The organism is Herpetosiphon sp., assembly GCF_003512625.1.
Taxonomy (GTDB): Bacteria; Chloroflexota; Chloroflexia; order Chloroflexales; family Herpetosiphonaceae; genus Herpetosiphon; species Herpetosiphon aurantiacus.
In genome coordinates, this window is the sequence record NZ_DOPT01000023.1 from 22,165 (window position 1) to 43,947 (window position 21,783).

Genomic DNA, 21,783 nt, shown 5'->3' on the forward strand with positions numbered 1-21,783 from the left:
AAAACTGGCTGAGCAAGCGTCGGTAACCTCATTGTTTGAATTGGCTAGCAGTGCCGTTTATTTTTCGTAGGTTGGCTCTGGTTCGCCGTTTGGCACAAGCGTAACATCGATTCGATTGACCCCAAGCTCATCGACTGAGATCGGCTGAGCTTGGTCGGCGGTGGCGGCATCTTTATACCAAATTGATTGGTAACCAGCCTGCTCGACAAAGATCAAATAATCACCATTGGCTTCGCCGCTCACTTCATAGAACCCTTGTTCATCGGTTTGGGCACTGGCAACTAACTCGGGAGCTGGATTGCCAGTAGTGCCACGGCGATACAAGTAGACATTGGCATCTACAAGTGGCAAGCCGGCGCTATCAAAGACATGGCCGCTAACCACGTGGGTCAACAAGACCTTCAATTGATAATCCTCGGTTTCGCCGTATTCCCAACCAGCGGTTGGGCCACGACCATCGGCGGCGGTTGCCGGGGTGTTGCTGATGGTGATCCGCAGCCAAACTGGCTTGAATGGCAAAGTTGGTTGATAGGAATAGAATACTGGCGTTACCAAACTGTAGACATTCGGGCCGCTAAGATTGACAACCTGATTTTGGACAGCCCATTCGCGAGCAGTACGGGTAATCCCGAGTGAATCGACACAACCATAGTTTGTGCCCCATTGTCCATTCGCGCCCCAATCGATCCAGACATTAACATAGGCGACCATCGAGCCAGTTGGGGCTGGATTATTGGGCAAACGCACGGTATAGGGCAAGGTGTTGGCGCGGCAGTGGCCAAAACTGTTGGCCGTTGGTGGACCACCAGCAAAGGTATCGTCAGCGCGATCATAATTGCCACGGTTGAGCGCGGTTTGAATATTGGTTGTGGCATCGTCATCAAGCCCAATATCGGCATCAGTTTCAGCGGTCAACGATTTACCTAGCATATACGGCATGCCCAAGTTTTGGTGTAATGGGCCTTTGGGCAAGGCGGCTGGCACACGGTTGAAAATCGTTGGGAAGAAACCTTGGGTCGCTGGCGAATAGGCGAGGATGCTTGCTCCTGCGCTGTTATTGCTATCCGGAGCATCGCCCAAATCGGGCATGAAGATATAATCCTCGGTTTCGCCAAACTCCCAACCAGCAGTTGGCCCACGACCATCAGCGGCGCTGGCAGGCGTTGGGCTAACCGTCATGCGGAACCAAATTCCAGCCCGTTGTGGTGGATGGTAGGGGAAGAACGCAGGCGTAGTAAAGGTATTGACTCCAGGGTTCAGCACAATCGCCTGATTTTGCACGGCCCATTCATTGGAAAGCCCATTGGGACATTGCAAGGTTCCGCCCCAATTGCCGCTGCGATTCCAATCCCACCATGAGTTGAAATAGACCGTCAAAGGGCCAGCCGTATTGTTTGTGACGGTGTAAGTAAACCGGGTTGAAACACAGTGTTTATAGCCTTGGAGTGTGCGTGGGCTAACCAAGCCATCGTCAGCGCGATCTTGGTCGTTCATGTTGAGGGTCGGCGAGATGTTATGAGTATAATCCATGTCGAACGAAATGTCAGCTTCTTTTTCGAAGGTTACACCTCGGCCAAGGTGATAGCGCCGAGCATCGCGGTGGAAGGGGCCAATTGGGGCGGGGCCACCAAAGACGGTTGGGAAACGGGCAATCACGCCAGTAACATAGGTGGTCATATTGACCGCGAAGTTGTTGCTTGAATCGGGGGCATCGCCCAAATCGCTAACCGGAGTTGGTGGTGGTGGTGTCGCAATAGTTGGAGTCGGGGTATTGGTTGGCGTATTGGTTGGGGTGTGAGTTGGCGTATTGGTTGGCGTTGGGTTACTGGTATAGCGCAACAGATAATCTTCAGTTTCGCCATATTTCCAGCCACTGCTTGGGCCACGGCCATCATCGTTGGTTGCTGGACTGTCGCTAATCGTGATCCGAATCCAGATATCGCCCAAATTGCTGGTTTGAATCCCACTCAAGAAATTAGGCGTGACATAGTTACCGCTGACAACTGGGATCATTTGGTTTTGCACGGCCCATTCATTGGCCAAGCCACCATTACATTGGGTTGAACCACCCCAGAAACCACTGCGGTTCCAGTCAATCCAGACGTTGACATACAAACGAGTGACACCCGCTGGAACGCTATTGACCGTTACTTGATAGTCAAGAGCCTCGGTTTGGCAGGCTGGAATAAAGCTATTGACAGTGGGCACGCCCAAATAGAAGGCATCATCAGCTTTATCAAGGTTGGGCAGATTGGTGCTTGGCTGAATATTGTTCACAACATCAGCATCGGGGCCAATATCTGCCTCGCGTTCAAAGGTTGAGAGGTTGCCAAGCACAACTTGTTTGGCATCATAGTGCAATGGGCCTTCGGGCAAGCCTGTGCTAGGATCGAACACGGTCGGGTAGCGAGCACCCGTGGCTGGAGCATAGGCTAACATGCCAGTCGAGAAGTGGTTGGTCGAATCCGGCGCATCGCCAAGATCGGAGATAATATCATTACCACTTGGGGTTGGCGTTGGGGTAAACGTCCGCGTTGGTGGCGGGGTATTGGTTGAGGTCGCAGTTGCCGTATTGGTTGGCGTTGGGGTAAAGGTGCGGGTTGGTGGTGGGGTTGGGGTAAACGTCCGCGTTGGGACTGGGGTTGGGGTAAAGGTTTTGGTTGGTTCTGGGGTTGGCTCATCGCTACCAGTTAATAGGTAGTCCTCGGTTTCGCCATATTTCCAGCGGTTGGCTGGGCCACGGCCATCATCATTGGTTGCAGGCGTTTCGCTCAACGAAATCCGCATCCATAATGGTTTGTTGCTATTGGTGTTGACTGGCAAGAAAGCCGAGGTGCTGAAAATATAGGTGCCAGGGCCAGTGATCACATTCACATCATTTTGAACTGACCATTCGGTGGTGGAGGCATTAGGACACGCAAAAGTTGCTCCACCCCAATAGCCGCTGCGATCCCAATCGAACCACAGGTTGGTATACAGCTTGATTGTGCCACCAGTCCAGCTTGGGTCAACCGTCACTTGGTAGCGCAGTTGGGTTGGCTGGCAGTTGGGCAAGCTATTGATATCCAAGGGGCTGAGGAAGGCATTATCATAGCGATCTTGGTCGGGGGTGTTGGCGCTGGGGTCGATGTTATTTGGGCCATCAGCATCAAAACCACTATCAGCCTCATCCTCTTGGCTCACACCAGGGCCAAGGTGAATCAACTTAGCCAAGATGTGTGAAGGGCCATTCGGGACGGTCGAGAAGACGGTTGGATACTTAGCAGGCACGCCGCTATAGGCATCCATCATTAAACCAAAATTGTTGTTTGATGATGGTGCATCGCCGAGATCGATGCTCACATCATCGGCCAACGGAGCAGCCTTGGCAGAACTGCCAATCGCTAATGCTAAAATAAACATGACCATAAATGCGATCATGCCAAACCGACGTAGAACCAACGACATACAATCCTCCTTACACGGGGTGGAACGTGACAATGGCGGGGACGTAGTGGAAGCTGGTTTTAGTATCGCAGTCAGTCATCGCTAACTCAATCAAAAAAGCTCTAGTGTTTTGAGCTATTTTGGGGTGGTTCGATTCGTCTCATGACCTGATTAGCCAAATGCTTCGAGATCTGCGGTGAGAGTGCGGAGTAGCCGCAATTTGGACAAGGATGTACCATGAATCAGCCAGACTTGTTGGCCTACAACCTAGCAACGCTCGAAAAAATGCTGGCGGAAGCTTTGCGCCATGCCCGTGAGGGTGATGTGTTGTTTTTGGCGAGTTCGCCCTTAGCAACCTGCCAGATTATCGAACGTTGGTATGTTGCTGATACGCCCCAAGGTTCGGCTGAGCTTGGGCGGGCAGTTCAGGCGCTGTTGTGGTGGCTGATTGAGCGGATTCGCCCCCATGGTGAGCGCCATTGGCTGGCCTTGCCTTGGCGAGCATATAACGTGTTGGCGGGCTTTTATATCGAAGGCTTGCGGATTGCCGATCTCGCCGAGGCCATGGGCGTGGTCGAACAAACGATCTATCCAATTCGCAACCAAGCAGTGCAAAGCTTGGCCAAATTGCTGCTCGAAGAGTTACAGCAACCAAGCACCACACTTCCCAACCATGCGATTATTGGGTTGTACCCGCAATTAACGGTTGCAGAACAAACCCTTGCCCGAATGTTGGCCTTCAATCAGCAACCACTAGCCCAACGTTGGCTGGAGCATTGGCTTGAATTAAATGCGATTGCCGAACCCATAATTCAACAATTAGCCGATCATGGCCTGATTAAAAGTGAAAGTTTGGCCTTGGTTGAAAAGCTGCGGCCCTTTTTGCAAAGCCAAATTAGCGCTCCCGAACGTCGGCGCTGGCATCAACAATTAGCTGAATTATTACAACCAAGCGAGCCACTCCAATCAATTCAGCATTGGTTGCAAGCCCAGGCCTATGATCAAGCAGCCAGCCTAATCATCGCTGAGCATCAAACGATTGTTGATAATTTGCAGGGTCGCGCACTGCGCGAATTGTTGGCCCAGATTCAAGCCCACGATATTCAACAACCACAGCTGTGGTTTCGGCTCAAGTTGGTCAGTGGCGATGTGGCCATGACCATGAACGATGTCCAAACCGCCTTGGGCGAATATCAAGCGGCTTTGGCTGCCAACGAGCCGTTGCTCAAAGCCGAGGCCTATTACAAGCGGGGCAAGGCTTTTCGCTCGCAAAGCACCATGGAAGCGCAAGCCCACTTCAACTATAGCATTGCGATTTTGGAACGGGCCGCACCCAACGACCCCTTGCGCTATCGGGTTTGTTTGGAGCAAGCATGGATGTGGTTTCAGGATCAGCGTGATTTTGAGCAGGCCCAAACCAGCCTTGCGCAAGCCGCTAGCTTGATCGATCCGCTTGATCGTGGGGCTTGGGCCGAGCTGGCTAACGCCCGCGGGATGTTCTACGCTCATCGCGGCGAGCATGCTGAGGCGATCAACCAGCATCAAGCGGCATGGTTGGCGGCCAATGAGGTGAATCATAGTTTACTTATGACCCATATCGCCCATAATTTAGGCTACGATTATCTTGATTTGGGCCACTACTCGCAAGCGCTTGATTATTTTGAGCAAAGCCTGAACTTGGCTAATCGCACGGGCAATCGGCGCATGCAAGGCCTATGTCAAAAAAGCATTGGGGCATGTTGCTTCTGGATGCAAGAATTTACCCTAGCGGTCGAGCATTATCTGGCGGCCTATCAGATTTTTGCGGCCATGCACAACCACAATTGGCAAGCCAACACTTGCTACGATTTAGCCGAAGCCTATGCTGAGCTTGGCCAAAGCCAACTGATGCGCCATTACTATGCCGAGGCGATTCAATTGGCCCAAGCGAGTGGCCTTGATCGCTTGTTAAACGATCTGCATGGCTTGGCCGAAAACTACCCGGGCCTGTACCCACCAACGATCGAATTAAACGAGCGTCAGCAGCGAATTTTCGATTATCTCAAACAACATCCTTCGATCACCAACCGCGATTATCGTGAGCTAACCCAAATTTCGCCCAAGCAAGCCGCCCGCGATCTGAATGATTTGGTGGAGCGCAATGTTTTAGTGCGTTCTGGTGATGGCCGTTCAACCAGCTACCAACTGCCTCAATCGAAGGCCAACGAAGCTTAATCGCCATAATTTGACCAACGATTAACCTCAACATAACCCAAGCGTGGTCTGATCAAGCTTAACGGCGTTGAATTGCGCAACTTGCGCATCACGGAGGATTGATCGCTTATGGTTCACCTAGACGATGCGACCAAACGCTTGGAACTCGTGCGCTACCACATGCAACAGGGCTGGCAAATTGATGCACCAGTACTTGGCCGTCATGCCTACCTCGATCAACGGGGCAGTATTCGGGCGGTTGAGGTGGTGCTTTCGCGCTCAGAAATGCGCCAAGTTGTGGCCTTGCCCGACACGGCATCGGTGCGCGAATTTCTGCATCAGTATGGATTAAATGTGATTGACGTTTAACTCGCCAATCCACCGCACTCAGCATTACGCTAACATTTAATCGGAACTTAACACAGCGATCAAAGCAGTTTAAGTATAGCGATTTAGACTGCTCTTACGTGATGCACGTAATTCAATTTGCAACTTACAGAAATTTCTTTTTCGGAGGAATCCAGATCATGCGGAAACTGCTGAGTTTAATGCTTGCCTCAATTATGTTGCTGACAATGCTCGCAGCATGTGGCGGCGACAGCACTCCAACCACTGCACCAACTACGGCACCAGCTACCGCCACTACTGGCCAAGCTGCTGCAACAACTGAACCAACCGCTCCTGCTGCTGAAACTCCTACAGTTGAAGCAACCGCTGAAGTTCCTGCTGGTGGAGAAGTTGACCCAGCAATGGTAAAAGGCGATATCGTGAGCGCTGGTTCATCAACGGTCTATCCGTTGAGCGAAGCCGTGGCCGAAATCTTTACCGAAGATGGCTACACTGGCAATATCACGATCGATAGCATCGGCACGGGCGCTGGGTTCGAGCGCTTCTGTACCGCTGCCGAAACCGACATCGCCAACGCCAGCCGCGCAATCAAAGACGAAGAAGCCAAAGCCTGTGCCGATAAAGGCCGCGAAGTCGTCGAGTTCCGCGTCGGTACCGATGCCTTGGCCGTCGTGGTCAGCAGCAAAAATACCTTCGTCAGCAACTTGACCGAAGCCCAAGTCGCCGACATCTTCTCAGGCACCTACAAAACCTGGGATCAAGTTGATGCCAGCTACCCAGCCGAAGCGATCAAACTCTACAGCCCAGGCACCGATAGCGGTACCTTCGACTACTTCGTCGAACATTTCTACGCGAAAGAAGGTAAGTTCATCTTGGGTGCAAACCCACAGTTGAGCGAAGACGATAACGTGTTGGTGACCGGGATCGAAGGCGATGCCAATGCGATCGGCTACTTTGGCTATGCCTACTACAACGAAAACAAAGCTAAGCTCAAAGCCTTGACGATTGACGGTGTGGAACCAACCGAAGCCACCACCGAAGATGGCAGCTATCCGTTGGCTCGTCCGTTGTACATCTACTCAGCCAAGAATATTTTGACTGAAAAGCCTCAAGTCGCGGCTTTCATCAACTACTACTTGACCAACGTCAACGATGTTATTCTTGAAGTAGGCTACTTCCCAGCCAGCGACGAAGCGTTGGGCGAAGCTAAAGACGCTTTGGTTAATGCCTTGACGGGTGGCAGCAGCAGCAATACCAACACTGGTAGCGCCGTTGCCCTCGAAGAAGTTGATCCAGCAGCAGTTCAAGGTGATATCGTGAGCGCTGGTTCATCAACGGTCTATCCGTTGAGCGAAGCCGTGGCCGAAATCTTCGGCGAAGATGGCTACAGTGGCAATATCACGATCGATAGCATTGGCACGGGCGCTGGGTTCGAGCGCTTCTGTACCGCTGCCGAAACCGACATCGCCAACGCCAGCCGCGCAATCAAAGACGAAGAAGCCAAAGCCTGTGCCGATAAAGGCCGCGAAGTCGTCGAGTTCCGCGTCGGTACCGATGCTTTGGCCGTCGTGGTCAGCAGCAAAAATACCTTCGTCACCAATTTGACCGAAGCTCAAGTCGCTGACATCTTCTCAGGCACCTACAAAACCTGGGACCAAGTTGATGCCAGCTACCCAGCCGAAGCGATCAAACTCTACAGCCCAGGCACCGATAGCGGTACTTTCGACTACTTCGTTGAACATTTCTACGCGAAAGAAGAAAAATTCATGTTGGGTGCAAACCCACAGTTGAGCGAAGACGATAACGTGTTGGTGACCGGGATCGAAGGCGATGCCAATGCGATCGGCTACTTTGGCTATGCCTACTACAACGAAAACAAGAGCAAACTCAAAGCGTTGACGATTGATGGTGTGGAACCAACCGAAGCCACCACCGAAGATGGCAGCTATCCGTTGGCTCGTCCGTTGTACATCTACTCGGCTAAGAACATCTTGGCTGAAAAAGCCCAAGTCGCGGCCTTTATCAACTACTACTTGACCAACGTCAATGAAGTTATCCTCGAAGTGGGCTACTTCCCAGCGAGTGAAGAAGCATTGAACGAAGCCAAGCAAAACCTGCTCGACGCAACCAAGTAAGCACCAAGGGTTTATGGTACCATGGCACAGGCTGCGGAGTTTAGCTCCGCAGCCTGTTGACCTACACAAACCCCGATTCAAAACCGGGAGGTTTCAATGGACGATAAGGTGAGTATTGGTATGGATAGCCGTCGTATTACGACCACGCAACGTGAGACAACTCGCCCGTTTAGCCTAAAAAGACAGCCGCGCCTTGGTGAAAGCATCATCCAAGGATTTTTGCTCTTTTGCGGTGTGCTTTCGATGTTCACAACGATCGGGATCGTGGTTGTGCTTGGCTCAGAATCAATTGCATTCTTTCGCCAAGTCAGCATTGTCGAATTTGTGACCAACACGGTTTGGTCGCCCCAAATTGATGAGTTTGGGATTTTGCCTTTGCTGCTCTCAACGTTGCTCACTTCAACCATCGCAATGTTTATTGCATTGCCAACCGGCCTCGCAGCGGCAATTTATCTGAGCGAATATGCCTCAAGCCGCGCTCGCAGCATTCTCAAGCCAATCTTGGAAGTTTTGGCGGGCGTGCCAACCGTGGTGTATGGCTACTTTGCGCTCAAATTTATGACACCAGTTCTCAAGGCAGTCTTTGGTGAGGCCAATGTCAATATCTACAACATGGCTTCGGCAGGCTTGGTGATGGGGATTATGATCATTCCCATGGTGTCGTCGATGAGTGAAGATGCGCTCAGTGCTGTGCCACGCGCCCTGCGTGAAGGGGCTTATGGCTTGGGTGCAACCCGCCTCGAAACGGCAATCAAAGTAGTTTTGCCAGCGGGGATTTCGGGGATTATTGCGGCCTTTGTGGTGGCAATTTCGCGGGCAGTTGGTGAAACAATGATTGTGGCGGTGGCGGCTGGTGCTAAACCAACCTTTACCTTCAATCCATTCGAAGCCGCCGAAACCATGACTGGCCACATCGCACGGATTAGCGGTGGCGACTTAAGTTATGCCAGCATCGACTACAACAGTATCTTTGCCATCGGCTTGACCCTGTTCTTGATGACCCTCGGTCTCAATATGGTCAGCCGTCGCTTGGTACGCCGCTTCCGTGAGGTATACGAATAATGACAACACTGAATGATGAGATTAAATCAGGGTTGCCTCAAGGTGAAGCGGCTCGCCGCAATGTTGCTAGCCGCCGCCGCACTGGCGCAATCTGGCGCACAATTTTTCTTTCGGCCACGATTATTGGCTTAATTGCCCTAAGTTTGCTGATTTATAACGTGGTCAATGAAGTCTTTGGCTATGTTGCCACCGAATATGCAGTTGATCCAGCAACCCTCAGCGATAAACCAATCGATGAACTTAACAAAGATGAGTTGGTCGCGGTGTTGCAAGATAATATGCGCGCCAATGCCTTTCGTACCCTAGAGCGCGACAAGCCCATGGCCGACCGTAGCGAGAGCGAAGTCTACGATTTGGTGATTGAGCGGGTCTTAAAGCCTCAAACCCTCGAAACCTGGACGCTGCGTGATTCGTGGTTCAACAAGGCTGCAATCGATGCCCAAGTTGCCAGCGAGTTTCCCGAAGCCAAGCTTGAATTCCGTTCATGGCTTACCGCTGGCTTCTTGACCACTCCCATGTCGAGCGATCCGCTTCGTGCTGGGGTGCGCACGGCCTTGCTTGGCTCATTGTGGATGATCGCAATCACGATTTTGTTTGCCTTCCCAATCGGGGTCGGCGCAGCAATTTACCTTGAAGAGTATGCCACCGACAATCGCTTTAACCGCATCATTCAAACCAATATCAATAATTTGGCTGGTGTGCCATCAATTATTTATGGGATGCTCGGTTTGGTGATTTTTGTGCGCACGCTTGAGCCACTGACCAGCGGGCGCATCTTCGGCGCTGATAGTGGCAATGGCCGCACAATCGTCGCTGCTTCGCTCACCATGATGTTGCTGATTTTGCCAATTATGATTATCAACGGCCAAGAGGCGATTCGCGCCGTCCCATTATCATTACGTCAAGCCAGCTATGGGCTTGGGGCGACCAAATGGCAAACAATTTGGCATCATGTGTTGCCAAATGCCTTGCCTGGCATCTTCACTGGCACAATTTTGGCCGTTTCACGGGCAATTGGCGAAACCGCACCCTTGATTGTGGTTGGCGCTTCGACCTTTATCGTGACCGATCCTGACGGCCCATTTGCCAAATTTACCGCATTACCAATTCAAATCTACAACTGGACATCGCGACCACAACCAGAATTTGCCCATATTGCGGCCTCAGCAATTGTGGTGTTGTTGGTGATGTTGCTATCGCTCAATGCCATTGCCGTCTTGTTACGCAATCGCTTCAGCAAACGAGGTTAAGCCATGACCGAGAAACAAACTGACACTGCCAACTATAGCTTGACTGTGCGCAATATGAATGTCTACTATGGGACATTCCGCGCCATCAACAATGTTTCGCTGAATATCGAACGCAACAAAATTACCGCGCTGATCGGCCCTTCGGGCTGTGGCAAAAGCACGGTGCTGCGCTCGCTTAACCGCATGAACGATCTGGTCAATGGCGCTCGGGTCGAAGGCGAAGTGCTGTTCCACGAGCAAAATCTGTATGCCAACGATGTTGATGCTGTCGAAGTTCGTCGCCGCATCGGCATGGTGTTTCAAAAGCCCAATCCCTTCCCCAAAAGCATTTACGATAACATCGCCTTTGGCCCACGGATCAATGGTTGGAAGGGCACGAAGAGCGAAATGGACGATTTGGTTGAGCGCTGTTTACGTCAATCGGCCTTGTGGGATGATGTCAAAGATAAATTGAAGGAAAGCGGTTTGGCGCTTTCTGGTGGTCAACAACAGCGCTTGTGTATTGCTCGCGCCTTGGCGGTCGAGCCAGAAGTGATTTTGATGGACGAGCCATGTTCGGCACTCGACCCGATCAGTACCTTGAAAATCGAGGAACTGATGATGGAGTTGCGCCAACGCTATACGATTGCGATTGTGACCCACAATATGCAACAAGCTGCTCGCGCCTCAGATTACACTGCCTTCTTCTTGATGAACGATCAACGCGCTGGCGAGTTGGTGGAATATGGCCCAACTGGCGATTTATTCACCAACCCCAAAGACAAACGCACCGAAGATTACATTACCGGACGCTTCGGTTAATTCGCCAATTAGCTGCAATAGCGAGCAATGAGCAACGGACAATGTTCGTTGCTCTTGTATATCTGCCACCATGTGGCCACGAGGTATCGAATGCGCGAACATTTTCTGCATGCCTTAGCCGAGCTAGAAGGCCAAATTCGTGATATGGGCAATCGGGTTTCTTTGGCCGTTCGCGATGCTTTGTGGTCGCTTGAACGCAACGAGCCAATTTTTGCCCGCCAAATTATCGCCAACGATAATGTGATCGATGAGTTGCGCTACCAAATTGAAACCAATGCCCTGAGCGTGATTACCCGCCAACAGCCAATGGCCCGTGATCTGCGGGTGGTCAGTATGTTTTTGGAGCTAGCCTCGGAGCTTGAGCGGATTGGCGATTATGCCGAGGGTATCGCCGAGTTGGTGATTCGCTGTATCGAATTGCCAGCCTTGGAGCAACCACCTCAAATTAAAACCATGGCCTTGAAAGCCCAAGCCATGTTGCGTGATGCGCTTGATGCCTTGCACGAGCGTGATCCCCAAGCTGCCGAACGCCTCGAACACTCCGACGACGAGATTGATGGCTTGTATCGCGAAGTTTTGGCCTGGACATTCGCCACGATGCGTAGTCAGCCCGACTATGTTGAGCGAGCGATGTATTACTTATGGATTGCCCACAACCTTGAGCGCATCGCCGACCGCACGATCAACATTGGCGAACGCACCAGCTTTATTGCCACAGGTATCATTGATAAACATCGGCTACGCAAGGATGAGGCCGACAAACCACAGGCCTAGCTTATGGTTCAAGACTGCGCTTTCGGCGCAGTCTTGCTCAGCTAATAGCCATGTAAAGGCTGATAGCCACGCACATAATCAATTTCGAATTGCTGCGGATACTGGGCGGTGGTTGGTTGGCGCAGCGGCAAATCATACATTCCCAGCATAAATTGCATCGGATAGTTGGGCGATTGCTGAATTGTGCGCAATTTACGATTATCAAGATAAATATCGATTTGGCTGGGTGTCCATTCGGCAGCGTAAATATGATAATCGCTTACCTTGATCGCCACTTCATCCTCAAAAAACTCATCAGTTAGCTGCGAATCGCCCCAAGGGTGCACACCATAACCTAATTTCAAGCCAGTAGCGCCAATATTCCAGCCTTTAATCTCCATAATTGCCAGCTCGCCGGAATATTCGGGCTGATCTTCAAAGCCAATCATCCACAAAGCGACGACATTATTTGGGCCAATTGTGGCTTTGGCTCGCATTTCAAAATAGCCATACTGCGGGGTATAGGTGCGAATCGAATCTTGCAATTCGCGCACTACACAAGCTTGGTTAAAGCGATGTTGCCCATCTGGGCTGCCCAATGCTCCACTAAAAACCCCAGTTTGTAACGATGAGCAGCGAGTTTGAGCATCGAATTCGGGACACCATGGCGCTTGATCAGCCTGAATTTCGAGGATTAGGCGCTGGTTGGCAAGGTGATAACGAGGAGTTGAACGCTCACGCGAACTCCATTGCGGCAGATAATAGGGCAGCCACTTGGCTTGATCAAGCTGCTCGGTAGCAAATTCATCCTGAAAATCTAGGCGATAGCCAGGTTTTTCGAGCGGGTTGGCGGGCAGTGCAGCAGTAAAATCCATGGTCAAGCCATCCTTAGCCTATAGCATATTTGTGCTATTGTAGCCTGCGTTGGCGATTTTGTTAAGCCGCCAGCAATGGTTCATGCTATACTCGCAGTGATGGTTCTCAGTGTGAGGAACGCCGATGCATCGTTCATATCATCGTTGGCATAGTTCAGCGCTTGGCCGCGACATGGAGTTGTTGTTGTTTGGCCACCATGGCGCACCTGTTTTGGTCTTCCCCACCTCAATGGGGCGTTTTTTCGAGTTTGAAGATCGCAATATGACTGGCATTTTGGCCGAGCACCTTGAGCGTGGTTGGCTACAACTAATTTGCGTCGATAGCGTTGATGCTGAAAGTTGGTATTGCAAATGGGCGCATCCTAGCGGACGAATTGGCCGCCATCTGCAATATGAGCAATATTTGATCGGCGAAGTTGTGCCTTGGCTACGCAATTTCAACCAAAATCAATTTTTGATGAGTGTTGGCTGTTCGTTTGGGGCGTTTCATGCGGTGAATATTGCCTTGCGCCACCCCCAACTGTTTCGGCGTTGCTTGGGCTTGAGTGGTCGCTACAATATGCGCTCATTTATGGATGGCTACAGTGATGAGCAGGTTTATTTCAATACACCGACCGAGTACACTGCCAATTTACACGATTCGGGGCAGCTCGCCCATTTGCGCCAACTCGATATTATTTTGGCGATTGGCCGCGACGACCCCAGCTACCAGAGCAACGAAGTGCTCTCCAGCAATTTATGGAATCATGGCGTAGGCAATGCGCTGCGGGTTTGGGATGGTTGGGCTCACGATTGGCCATATTGGGAGCAAATGCTGCCCAAATATATTCAAGGCCACGATTAGGTTGAGGCTTGGCTCTGAATTGGTTCGGGCACGGCCATTCCATGGGCTTGTAATTGCTTGGCATAGGTCAACAGCACTCGATCAAAAACCCGTTGTTGATCAAACTCGCGCTGAGCAACCCGCCGAGTTAGCCGCGCAAAGGCCTCACGTAACACCCGATCGTCGATCATGCGGCCAAGGCTATGTGCTAAGGCCGCTACATCGCGCACTGGCACCAACATGCCGTTAAGGCTATGCACCACGGTTTCGCGGCAACCGCGAATATCGCTGGCAACCACTGGCACACCCATTGCGGTCGCTTCCATTGGCGCACGCGGAAAGCCCTCGCGATAGGAAGGATGGGCCAAAACATCCATCAACCGATACAGCACCGGCATATCACGGCGCAGGCCTGCAAAATGGGTGCGCTCAGCAATGCCATATTTGGCGGCGGTTGCGGCGGTCAGGCCATCGGCTTTATTTGGTTCTTCGGGGCCAACCACCAGCAAATGTAAATTGGGGCGAGTTGCCATCAGTTGTTGGCACGCCTGAAACAACTCGTGATAGCCCTTTTCGGCAACCAAACGCCCAACTGCTCCGATCACTTGGGCATCAGCAGGAATACCCAGTTCTTGGCGGGCAGCTTGAATGTCGGCTTGGCTCACGGCCCGCCGATCAAACACTTGTAAATTGATGCCATTGCCCAAAAAGCTAATTTGCTCTGGCCGCGCAATCTTGAGCGCAAGCGCTGCGTTGAGATCTTCGCGGTTTTGCGAAAGAATTGCATGCGAACAACGGGCGGCTATTTTCTCCATGGCAATGTAGAAGCGCCGCTGATTGGCGCTCGAATGCTCATGAAAATAAAAGCCATGAATGGTGTTGATAATAATTGGCACGCCAGCAATGCGTGCTGCTAGCTGGCCAAGCAAACCAGGTTTAGGATTATGGGTATGGACAATCGTTGGTTTGAGTTCACGAAACAAACGCACAAGCTGGGTTAGCGCTAACAAATCGCGGTTTGGAGTAATTGCGCGAGGCATCTTGATCACATCGACCGGAATTCCAGCGGCCTCAACCTCGGCGCGATAGGGGCCATCGCTGGCAACTCCGCGTACCTGATAGCCTGCATGATGAATTGCCTGCATCTGTTCGAGCAGTAAAAAGCGCAAGCCCATATCGGCAGTTGCAATATGCAGCACTAAAGGTTGATTCATAGCCGTTCCTCGCGATCAAGATAGATCCGTTGCCAAAGTTCGATGTTCAGTAGTAACCATAATACGGTATCTGCGGTTTCTTTGCCATCGCGATGGGCTTGGTAGATCCGTTGGACTTCGTGCGGATTGAACAAACCACGGCTGAGCGTGCGTTGATCAAACAAAATTTCGGCAGTCCAGTTGCTCAATGCTCCGCGAAACCATGGGTCGGTTGGCACTGCAAAGCCATGTTTAGGCTTGCGCAAAGTGCGTTGCGGCAGCATTTCGCCAAAAGCTTGGCGGAGCAACCACTTGGTTTTTGTGCCACGCAGTTTAAGTGTTGGCGGCAAATTCATCGTCCATTCCACCAAGGTATGGTCAAGAAATGGCACCCGCGCCTCGATACTAGCAGCCATCGAGGCCTTATCAACTTTTTCCAAATAGGTATCTGGCAACCATGTTTGTAAATCGGCCAAGCCCATGTTGGTCATGGCTGCGCCGCTGCGCGGATACACCTGATCATAGATTTGCTCAGGCGCATAATCCCCTAGCACTGCGCTGATATGTGGTTGCAGCAAGCGTTGGCGCTGTTGCACATCGGCAATCGTCAGCCATGCAGCGTAACGCCGCCCGGGATCACGCTGATCTAAGGTGCGAATTGCCTGTTTGAGGCGGCGATTACGGGGCAACTGGCGAATCAGCGCGGCAATTGCGCTACGCCCAGGCAAATACTGCGCCATCCGAGCGATCAATTCGGCTTGATAGCGCCGATAACCAGCCCATTGCTCATCGCTGCCCTCGCCCGTCAGCACCACTTTGACATGTTCGCGGGCAAAGCGTGAAACGAGATATACCGGCAAGCCTGCGGCATCGCCAAATGGTTCGTCGTAGTGATAAACCAAGGTTTGCAAAGCGCCAACCAAATCGTTGGCATTCAGGCGCAGTTCATGATGTTTAGTGCCAAAATGCTGGGCCACGAGTGCTGCATCGGGCAATTCGTTGAAGCCTGCATGCTCAAAGCCCACGCTAAATGTGTTGATTGGTGCTGCTCCCAAGCGCTGCATCAAGCCCACGATAATACTTGAATCAAGCCCGCCACTAAGAAACGCACCCAGCGGCACATCGCTAATCAGTTGCAACCGCACAGCTTCGCGCAAACGGCTATAGCATTCGGCGGCAGCTTCGGCGGGCGCAATCGCGATTGGATTGGGCTGCAATTGCCAATAGCGTTGGGTTTGCATGGCACGGCTAGCAACATCCCATGTCAGAATGTGGGCTGGCTCGACTTTATAAATAGCTTGGAGCATGGTTTGGGGTGCGAGGCTATGGCCAAAACTTAGATAATTAGCCAAACCTTGCAGATTGATTTGGCGTGGCACTGCTGGATGCGCCAAAATTGCCTTGATTTCCGAGCCAAACACCAAGCGCTGAGCATCGGAATACCAATAGAGAGGCTTGATCCCAAGTCGATCGCGCACCAAAGTCAGGCGTTGGGCTTGTTGCTGCCAAATCGCCAAGGCAAACATGCCATTCAAGCGTTGCACACAGCCCAAAATACCCCATTGCTCAATCCCCCGCACAATCACTTCGGTATCGCTGTTGGTGGCGAAATGTTGGCCGAGTTGCTGCAATTGCTGGCGCAAAGCCTGAAAATTATAAATTTCGCCGTTGAACACCAAGGCTAAATCGCCATCACGACTAAACATCGGCTGATCGCCACTGGTTAGGTCGATAATTGCCAAGCGCCGCATGCCCAACGCCACCTGAGCAACGCAAAAAAAGCCCGCACTATCCGGCCCACGATGGCGAATCGCCTCGGTTTGCTGCTCAAGAATGGCGGTTTGCGCCGTGCCATGCCATTCGAGATGGCCCGTAATGCCACACATACAACGCTCCAAATGAGAGTAATAGTGATTGAACAATGCTGGAGCAAAAATTAACGAAACCCTTCTCTGCTTGATGAGAAGGGTAAAAGTTTGATCGTTCCCTCACCCCGACCCCTCTCCCACTGCGGCGGGCTAGGGGCGTTTGGTTTGGCGGTTCCCCCTCGCCTGCTGGGCGGGAGAGGGGGGCAGGGGGTGAGGGAATCTAAACTTATCCTTAATAGCGGGCGTAGCGTTCGCGTTCAAGTTTAGCGTTGGTCAAAATCACCCCTACGATATGGGCATTGACCCGTTGCAACAAGGCTACGGCCTCGCGGGCACTGTCGCGGCGAGTTTTGCCAGCTTTGGTCACCAGCACCACCCCATCAACTTTGGTGGCCAACAAGGCTGCATCGCTGGCCGCTAAAACAGGCGGCGCATCGATCAACACAATATCGGCTTGCTGTTTCAGGTCGCGCAACACGCTATCCAAGCGCTTGGAGCTGAGCAAATCGGCTGGGCTGGGCGGCGTTTCGCCAGCAGGCAAAATTTGTAGGCCATCGATCTCGGTTTTGACGATTGGCAAAGCACTGTTTTGATTCATGGCTTGGCTCAGGCCACGCTCATTGCTCACCCCAAACAGGCTATGTAAACTTGGGCGGCGCAAATCGCAATCGAGCACAATCACCCGTTGTTCGGCTTGGGCAAAGGTTACCGCCAAATTGGCGAGAGCGCTGCTTTTATCTTCATCGGGTACGCTGCTGGTGACCAAAATCGTGTGCAGTTTGCGCTCAATCGACGAAAATTGAATATTAGTGTGCAAGGTGCGGTAGGCTTCGGCGGCGGCGGCCCGTGGATCGCGCAACGTAATTAAATCTAATGCCACAATAACTACCTCTATCTAATTGGTTGGCTCAGCCGACGCTTAGTATTCGGGAATGCTGCCCAAGGTTGGTAGGCCAGTCCAGCGTTCAATATCGTTGTTGGATTTAATCCGATCGTCGAAATATTCTAGGGCAAAGGCCACCAAAATACCGATAATCCCGCCTAAAATACCGCCCGCCAACACATTGATTTTGGTTTTGGGCGAGGCTAACTCAATATATTTGGCTGGCTGCTGTACCCGAATATTAATTGCATCGGTACTCAAACGCAGCGCATTCAAGCCAGCAACTTCGCTTTTGAGCGTTTCGCCCAAGGCATCGGCCAATACAACCGCTTTTTTGGCATCGGGATAATCGACGTTGATCGTCAGCAGCAATTGATCGGGCTGCGGCTGGATCGCAATATATTTACGCAAATAATCGGGCGTGCGATCAAGTTGCAATTGGTTGCTAATTTCTTGCAAACGGGCATCGGTCAATTGGCCAGGCCAGTTACCCATGACACTGGGCAATTGCATTGTCAAGCCTTGATCGTAACGACTGGTAATCACGTTGTAGGTGGTTTGGGCACGATACAAGGGCGTTTGCAATTTGCTAAATCCATACGCAGCAGCTGCGCTGGCAAAACCAATCAGCACAATCACCCACCAACGCCGTAGCAACATCGCCAGATAATCTTGAGGTCGAAGCATTACGACTCCTTTGGAATAGCTACGAGCACTGGTACATTCAGCTGAGCCAAATCGCTCTGTTCGCGCACGGTGCGATCGAGGTAGTGGCGCAAGAAGGCCAAGCCAAGCCCCGCCACCAACGCCAACACCAAGCGCAAAGCCAAACGAGTAATTGGCTGCGGCCAACGACTTAATGCACTAGCAGTGGTTGGTAGTTCGAGCGTTTCGACCGCCAGCGTGCCCCATTGAGCGCGATCCCACCATTGCAAGCCTTGTTCATCGAGCACCGCAATGCTGCCAGCGGCAATCGCCGTAGCCTGATCAGCAGTATCCGCATCGACAATAATGGTTGCGATGCGATGCTCCTGCTCAACTGCGGTGATCATACCTTTGACTGCGCCAGCATCAAGCTGAATATTGCGATTGCTGGCGATCCAGGTGCTAATGGCTTGGGCAAAGGCTTCGGTGCGCACGACACTCGGCAAATCATCAACGATAAATTGAGTGCTTTGCCATGAATTGTAAATATTCATATCGGGCAAGACCTCGTTGCCGCCGACTGGAGCGTGGGTGATGGCAAATTTGGCGTTGACCCGATAGCGCTGTGGATCAGGCTGAAAGCTGATCAGTGACACCAACAGCACCAGCAGCGGCACACCGAGCACCAGCCACCACGAGCGTTGAATAATCGCAACATATCGCCGTAATTCCATATATCTATCCTTTTTTGATCCACGAAGGACACGAAGGGCACGAAGGGTTAAAACCGCTAAGAACACGAAGAGCACGAAGGCTGTCTTTAGCCACGAATTGCACGAATTTCACTAATTATTCTTCCAATCCCCGACCCTAGCCCCTGACCCCTAATGACTATGTTCTCTGCTCTAAACTTTCATCCCTCATCCCTCATCCTTCATCCTTCGTTTAACACCGCTTCGACTTCGGCCCGAATCCGCGCCTCGAAGGCGGGGCGGGCAAATTGCTCGGCATGAGCGCGAATCGCCGTTGGCTCGTAGTGATCGTTTTGGCTGGCAAGGATGGCCGCCGCCAGATCTTCGACGGTTTGTTGGCTGAAAAAGCGCCCAGTTTGGCCTTCGATCACGCTATCGAGTGCCCCACCTGCTTGGTAGGCGATCACAGGGCGGCCTGCACCCATGGCTTCGAGCGGCTGAATGCCTGCATCTTCTTCGCCTGGCATGAGGTAGGCGCGACAACGGGCATATAAACTGCGCAAGGTCGCGTCATCAACTTTGCCAACGAAGCGCACGCTTGGCCCTGCCACTTTTTCAAGCTCGGCGCGATCGCGGCCATCGCCAAAAATCACCAAGGGCAAACCAAGTTTGGTACACGCTTTGATCGCCAAATCAAGCCGTTTGTAGGGCACAAGCCGCCCGCCCGCCAAATAAAAATCTTCGGCTGGTTGTGGCTCGAATGGCTGCAATTCAACTGGCGGCGTGATGATTGTTGAAGGGCGTTTGTAGAAATGGTCAATCCGATCAGCAACCGTGCGCGAGTTGGCAATAAAGCGATCTACGCGGCCTGACGATTGGACATCCCACATGCGCAGGTAGGTCAAAAAGAAGGGCAGAATCGCCCCGAAGATCCCACTGATCTGCTCGCGTTTAACGTAATCGTCGGTGCGCCAAGCAAAGCGCATTGGGGTGTGGCAATAGCACACATGGCGAGCGCCAGGTTTGGTTATTACGCCCTTGGCATAAGCGCTCGATGAGCTGATCACCAAATCATAGGCGCTCAGGTCGAAATGCTCGAAGGCACTGGGATAGAGCAAAAAATATTTACGAAAATGCTTGCGCCAACCTGGCAGCTTTTGCATAAACGAGGTGCGAATATCCCAACTGCGATAGTGGCTGGGCATGGCCTCGGCATCGTAAATTGATGTATAAATTGGGGCTTGCGGAAACATGGCGTGCAACACTTCGAGCACCCGTTCCGCGCCACCATATTGATTCAAATAATCATGAACTAAAGCTATTTGCATGAAACCTACTCAAACAAAAAGCCCATGGTTGGGCTATCCTGTGGGGTCATTATAGCGCACAACCAGGGCTGCAATGCTGAAAATTAGGTCACAATTATGTAACTATGTTGTTGCAAAGGCTCGTTTCATCAATCGCCGTGCTCGATGCAACACGCCTGTCAGAAAGGCTCCACGTTCGCTACCAAAGCGTTCGGCATATTCGCGGGCCGCTTGTAATGGCTGAATCTCCACGCCCTGACCGCGTAGCATATGCAAATAATCGGTGATCAACAAATATAAATCGCCGATTGTATGGCGTGGAAACATCTCACCAATATGTTGTTGAGCGATGGCTTGGGTTACTGGGCGATACACCGTATCGTACCAGCTTTGTACAGCTTCCTCGAACGTGACTTCGCGATCAAGATCCTTGCCCATAAAATATTGATGATCGATCACATGCAATTTGATCCGCGCATAATCGTTATCGTTGCTGAGCGGCACACGCACATCTTGGCGCAGCAGATTGAGTTTGCTCCACTGAATAAACTCTAGTTCGGCATGGCTGGGCGGATCAGGTAACTTAACCCGATTTTTGCGCTCGCCAAAATGGCGGGTATAGTCGATCGCCGCAGTTTTCGGGCCTGGATCGATCCCCTCAGTCTGGGTCAGATAATGACGATGATCCATAATCCACAGATACAAGTCGGTGGCGGTGCGCTCGGGGAAGGCCGCCAAAATCCCAGTATCATAAATTTCGTCGATCAAAGGTTTATAAATATTGTCGTACCAACTTAAAATCGCCTCTTCGCTGGTTGGCTCCTCGCCAAGTTCCAACGATTTGAAATAGCGATGGCCGTTGATATGCCGAATCAGATCCAAATAGCCACCAGGTGTGGTTAGCTCGATAAACTGGGCTTCAGGCCGCAACTGCGCCAAATTCGTCCATTCCAAAAAGTCTGAGCGTTCTTCCAATTGATTCAATTCATCTTGGGTCATGGTTGGCTTGATTGGCACATCACTGAGCAATTCGATCACATGGGCATCGATAAAATCTTGGCCTTGTTGGCGAGCGACTGACACTCGATGATTGCCATCGCGCACAAAATAGACCTCGCCAATTTGATAGAGTTCGATTGGCGGGAGCATCACATCGTTATAATGTGCCCGATCAACGTTTTTCCAACGGGCTTTAGTTACCTCGTGGCGTGGCAAAAATTGGCGGTCGAAATCGCTATATCGGCCTTCGCTGCCAATAATCGATTGCAACGGCACAATTTGCATGCCCCGATCGGTTTGGCTGCGAATATTGAGGCGAGCACGAACCTCTTCAAATGGTAAGAGCGTTTGCGGTTCGTCGCGCAAACGTGCTTTTATTGCATTCAAAAACGCGCTAAATCGCGCTTTTTGAAAATCACTATCAACTTGCTGATCGATCCATTGATTGTAGCCCATCTTAAGTTCCTCCTTGGTGTCGGCGAGCTTGGCCGAATTGAACACCAATGTGTGTTGGCCTGATTGATTTGTTA

Annotated in this window: 17 protein-coding genes; 8 read left to right on the forward strand and 9 right to left on the reverse strand. The window is 51.7% G+C overall.

Features of this window, described 5'->3' with window-relative positions:
* Positions 1-57: 57 nt before the first annotated feature.
* Positions 58-3,447 carry a carboxypeptidase-like regulatory domain-containing protein gene (locus tag DEF47_RS05315; protein WP_012191518.1) on the reverse strand — a complete coding sequence of 1,130 codons (3,390 nt, stop codon included), beginning with the start codon at positions 3,445-3,447 and terminating at the stop codon, positions 58-60.
* A gap of 216 nt (positions 3,448-3,663) precedes the next feature.
* Here DEF47_RS05315 and DEF47_RS05320 point away from each other — a divergent pair, with 216 nt between their 5' ends.
* The 7 genes from DEF47_RS05320 (at position 3,664) to phoU (ending at position 11,989) form a co-directional block, all read left to right on the forward strand.
* Positions 3,664-5,640, forward strand: coding sequence for a tetratricopeptide repeat protein (locus DEF47_RS05320; RefSeq protein ID WP_012191519.1), 1,977 nt, complete (start codon positions 3,664-3,666; stop codon positions 5,638-5,640).
* Between the two features lie 108 nt (positions 5,641-5,748).
* Positions 5,749-5,988 (forward strand): hypothetical protein, encoded by a 240-nt coding sequence (locus DEF47_RS05325; RefSeq protein ID WP_012191520.1) that lies wholly within the window; start codon positions 5,749-5,751, stop codon positions 5,986-5,988.
* Positions 5,989-6,146: 158 nt separating this feature from the next.
* A complete protein-coding gene (locus tag DEF47_RS05330; protein WP_012191521.1) occupies positions 6,147-8,102 on the forward strand; it encodes a PstS family phosphate ABC transporter substrate-binding protein in 1,956 nt (651 codons plus the stop codon).
* A 120-nt stretch (positions 8,103-8,222) separates the two neighbouring features.
* Positions 8,223-9,164 carry a phosphate ABC transporter permease subunit PstC gene (gene pstC, locus DEF47_RS05335; protein ID WP_041304778.1) on the forward strand — a complete coding sequence of 314 codons (942 nt, stop codon included), beginning with the start codon at positions 8,223-8,225 and terminating at the stop codon, positions 9,162-9,164.
* Positions 9,164-10,414 (forward strand): phosphate ABC transporter permease PstA, encoded by a 1,251-nt coding sequence (pstA, locus tag DEF47_RS05340; RefSeq protein ID WP_012191523.1) that lies wholly within the window; start codon positions 9,164-9,166, stop codon positions 10,412-10,414. The genes pstC and pstA overlap by 1 nt, the downstream gene beginning before the upstream one ends.
* A gap of 3 nt (positions 10,415-10,417) precedes the next feature.
* Positions 10,418-11,215 (forward strand): phosphate ABC transporter ATP-binding protein PstB, encoded by a 798-nt coding sequence (gene pstB / locus DEF47_RS05345; RefSeq protein WP_012191524.1) that lies wholly within the window; start codon positions 10,418-10,420, stop codon positions 11,213-11,215.
* A gap of 90 nt (positions 11,216-11,305) precedes the next feature.
* A complete protein-coding gene (phoU, locus tag DEF47_RS05350; protein WP_012191525.1) occupies positions 11,306-11,989 on the forward strand; it encodes a phosphate signaling complex protein PhoU in 684 nt (227 codons plus the stop codon).
* 41 nt (positions 11,990-12,030) lie between these two features.
* Here the strand turns inward: phoU and DEF47_RS05355 are convergent, their stop codons facing one another.
* Positions 12,031-12,843 (reverse strand): glycoside hydrolase family 16 protein, encoded by an 813-nt coding sequence (locus DEF47_RS05355; protein WP_012191526.1) that lies wholly within the window; start codon positions 12,841-12,843, stop codon positions 12,031-12,033.
* A gap of 124 nt (positions 12,844-12,967) precedes the next feature.
* On the opposite strand from DEF47_RS05355, the gene DEF47_RS05360 reads away from it, so the two are divergent.
* Positions 12,968-13,687 carry an esterase family protein gene (locus tag DEF47_RS05360; RefSeq protein WP_012191527.1) on the forward strand — a complete coding sequence of 240 codons (720 nt, stop codon included), beginning with the start codon at positions 12,968-12,970 and terminating at the stop codon, positions 13,685-13,687.
* Here DEF47_RS05360 and DEF47_RS05365 read toward each other — a convergent pair.
* The 7 genes from DEF47_RS05365 to DEF47_RS05395 form a co-directional block, all read right to left on the reverse strand.
* Entirely contained in the window at positions 13,684-14,880 is a 1,197-nt protein-coding gene (locus DEF47_RS05365; RefSeq protein ID WP_012191528.1) for a glycosyltransferase family 4 protein, read from the reverse strand. The genes DEF47_RS05360 and DEF47_RS05365 overlap by 4 nt on opposite strands.
* A complete protein-coding gene (gene asnB / locus DEF47_RS05370; RefSeq protein ID WP_012191529.1) occupies positions 14,877-16,745 on the reverse strand; it encodes an asparagine synthase (glutamine-hydrolyzing) in 1,869 nt (622 codons plus the stop codon). The genes DEF47_RS05365 and asnB overlap by 4 nt, the downstream gene beginning before the upstream one ends.
* A 214-nt stretch (positions 16,746-16,959) precedes the next feature.
* Positions 16,960-17,607: a CpsD/CapB family tyrosine-protein kinase gene (locus DEF47_RS05375; protein WP_287045008.1), complete on the reverse strand. Its 648-nt coding sequence runs from the start codon at positions 17,605-17,607 to the stop codon at positions 16,960-16,962.
* 39 nt (positions 17,608-17,646) lie between these two features.
* Positions 17,647-18,297, reverse strand: coding sequence for a YveK family protein (locus tag DEF47_RS05380; protein WP_012191531.1), 651 nt, complete (start codon positions 18,295-18,297; stop codon positions 17,647-17,649).
* Positions 18,297-18,989, reverse strand: coding sequence for a YveK family protein (locus DEF47_RS05385; RefSeq protein WP_012191532.1), 693 nt, complete (start codon positions 18,987-18,989; stop codon positions 18,297-18,299). The genes DEF47_RS05380 and DEF47_RS05385 overlap by 1 nt, the downstream gene beginning before the upstream one ends.
* A 200-nt stretch (positions 18,990-19,189) precedes the next feature.
* Positions 19,190-20,275 carry a glycosyltransferase gene (locus DEF47_RS05390; RefSeq protein ID WP_012191533.1) on the reverse strand — a complete coding sequence of 362 codons (1,086 nt, stop codon included), beginning with the start codon at positions 20,273-20,275 and terminating at the stop codon, positions 19,190-19,192.
* Between the two features lie 102 nt (positions 20,276-20,377).
* A complete protein-coding gene (locus DEF47_RS05395) occupies positions 20,378-21,709 on the reverse strand; it encodes a hypothetical protein (protein ID WP_012191534.1) in 1,332 nt (443 codons plus the stop codon).
* Positions 21,710-21,783 lie beyond the last annotated feature (74 nt).

What these genes read in the sequence shown, in the direction of transcription:
- DEF47_RS05315 (WP_012191518.1), bottom strand. Translation starts at nt 3,447, where the DNA reads ATGTCGTTGGTTCTACGTCGGTTTGGCATGATCGCATTTATGGTCATG.
- DEF47_RS05320 (WP_012191519.1), top strand. Translation starts at nt 3,664, where the DNA reads ATGAATCAGCCAGACTTGTTGGCCTACAACCTAGCAACGCTCGAAAAA.
- DEF47_RS05325 (WP_012191520.1), top strand. Translation starts at nt 5,749, where the DNA reads ATGGTTCACCTAGACGATGCGACCAAACGCTTGGAACTCGTGCGCTAC.
- DEF47_RS05330 (WP_012191521.1), top strand. Translation starts at nt 6,147, where the DNA reads ATGCGGAAACTGCTGAGTTTAATGCTTGCCTCAATTATGTTGCTGACA.
- pstC (WP_041304778.1), top strand. Translation starts at nt 8,223, where the DNA reads ATGGATAGCCGTCGTATTACGACCACGCAACGTGAGACAACTCGCCCG.
- pstA (WP_012191523.1), top strand. Translation starts at nt 9,164, where the DNA reads ATGACAACACTGAATGATGAGATTAAATCAGGGTTGCCTCAAGGTGAA.
- pstB (WP_012191524.1), top strand. Translation starts at nt 10,418, where the DNA reads ATGACCGAGAAACAAACTGACACTGCCAACTATAGCTTGACTGTGCGC.
- phoU (WP_012191525.1), top strand. Translation starts at nt 11,306, where the DNA reads ATGCGCGAACATTTTCTGCATGCCTTAGCCGAGCTAGAAGGCCAAATT.
- DEF47_RS05355 (WP_012191526.1), bottom strand. Translation starts at nt 12,843, where the DNA reads ATGGATTTTACTGCTGCACTGCCCGCCAACCCGCTCGAAAAACCTGGC.
- DEF47_RS05360 (WP_012191527.1), top strand. Translation starts at nt 12,968, where the DNA reads ATGCATCGTTCATATCATCGTTGGCATAGTTCAGCGCTTGGCCGCGAC.
- DEF47_RS05365 (WP_012191528.1), bottom strand. Translation starts at nt 14,880, where the DNA reads ATGAATCAACCTTTAGTGCTGCATATTGCAACTGCCGATATGGGCTTG.
- asnB (WP_012191529.1), bottom strand. Translation starts at nt 16,745, where the DNA reads ATGTGTGGCATTACGGGCCATCTCGAATGGCATGGCACGGCGCAAACC.
- DEF47_RS05380 (WP_012191531.1), bottom strand. Translation starts at nt 18,297, where the DNA reads ATGCTTCGACCTCAAGATTATCTGGCGATGTTGCTACGGCGTTGGTGG.
- DEF47_RS05385 (WP_012191532.1), bottom strand. Translation starts at nt 18,989, where the DNA reads ATGGAATTACGGCGATATGTTGCGATTATTCAACGCTCGTGGTGGCTG.
- DEF47_RS05390 (WP_012191533.1), bottom strand. Translation starts at nt 20,275, where the DNA reads ATGCAAATAGCTTTAGTTCATGATTATTTGAATCAATATGGTGGCGCG.
- DEF47_RS05395 (WP_012191534.1), bottom strand. Translation starts at nt 21,709, where the DNA reads ATGGGCTACAATCAATGGATCGATCAGCAAGTTGATAGTGATTTTCAA.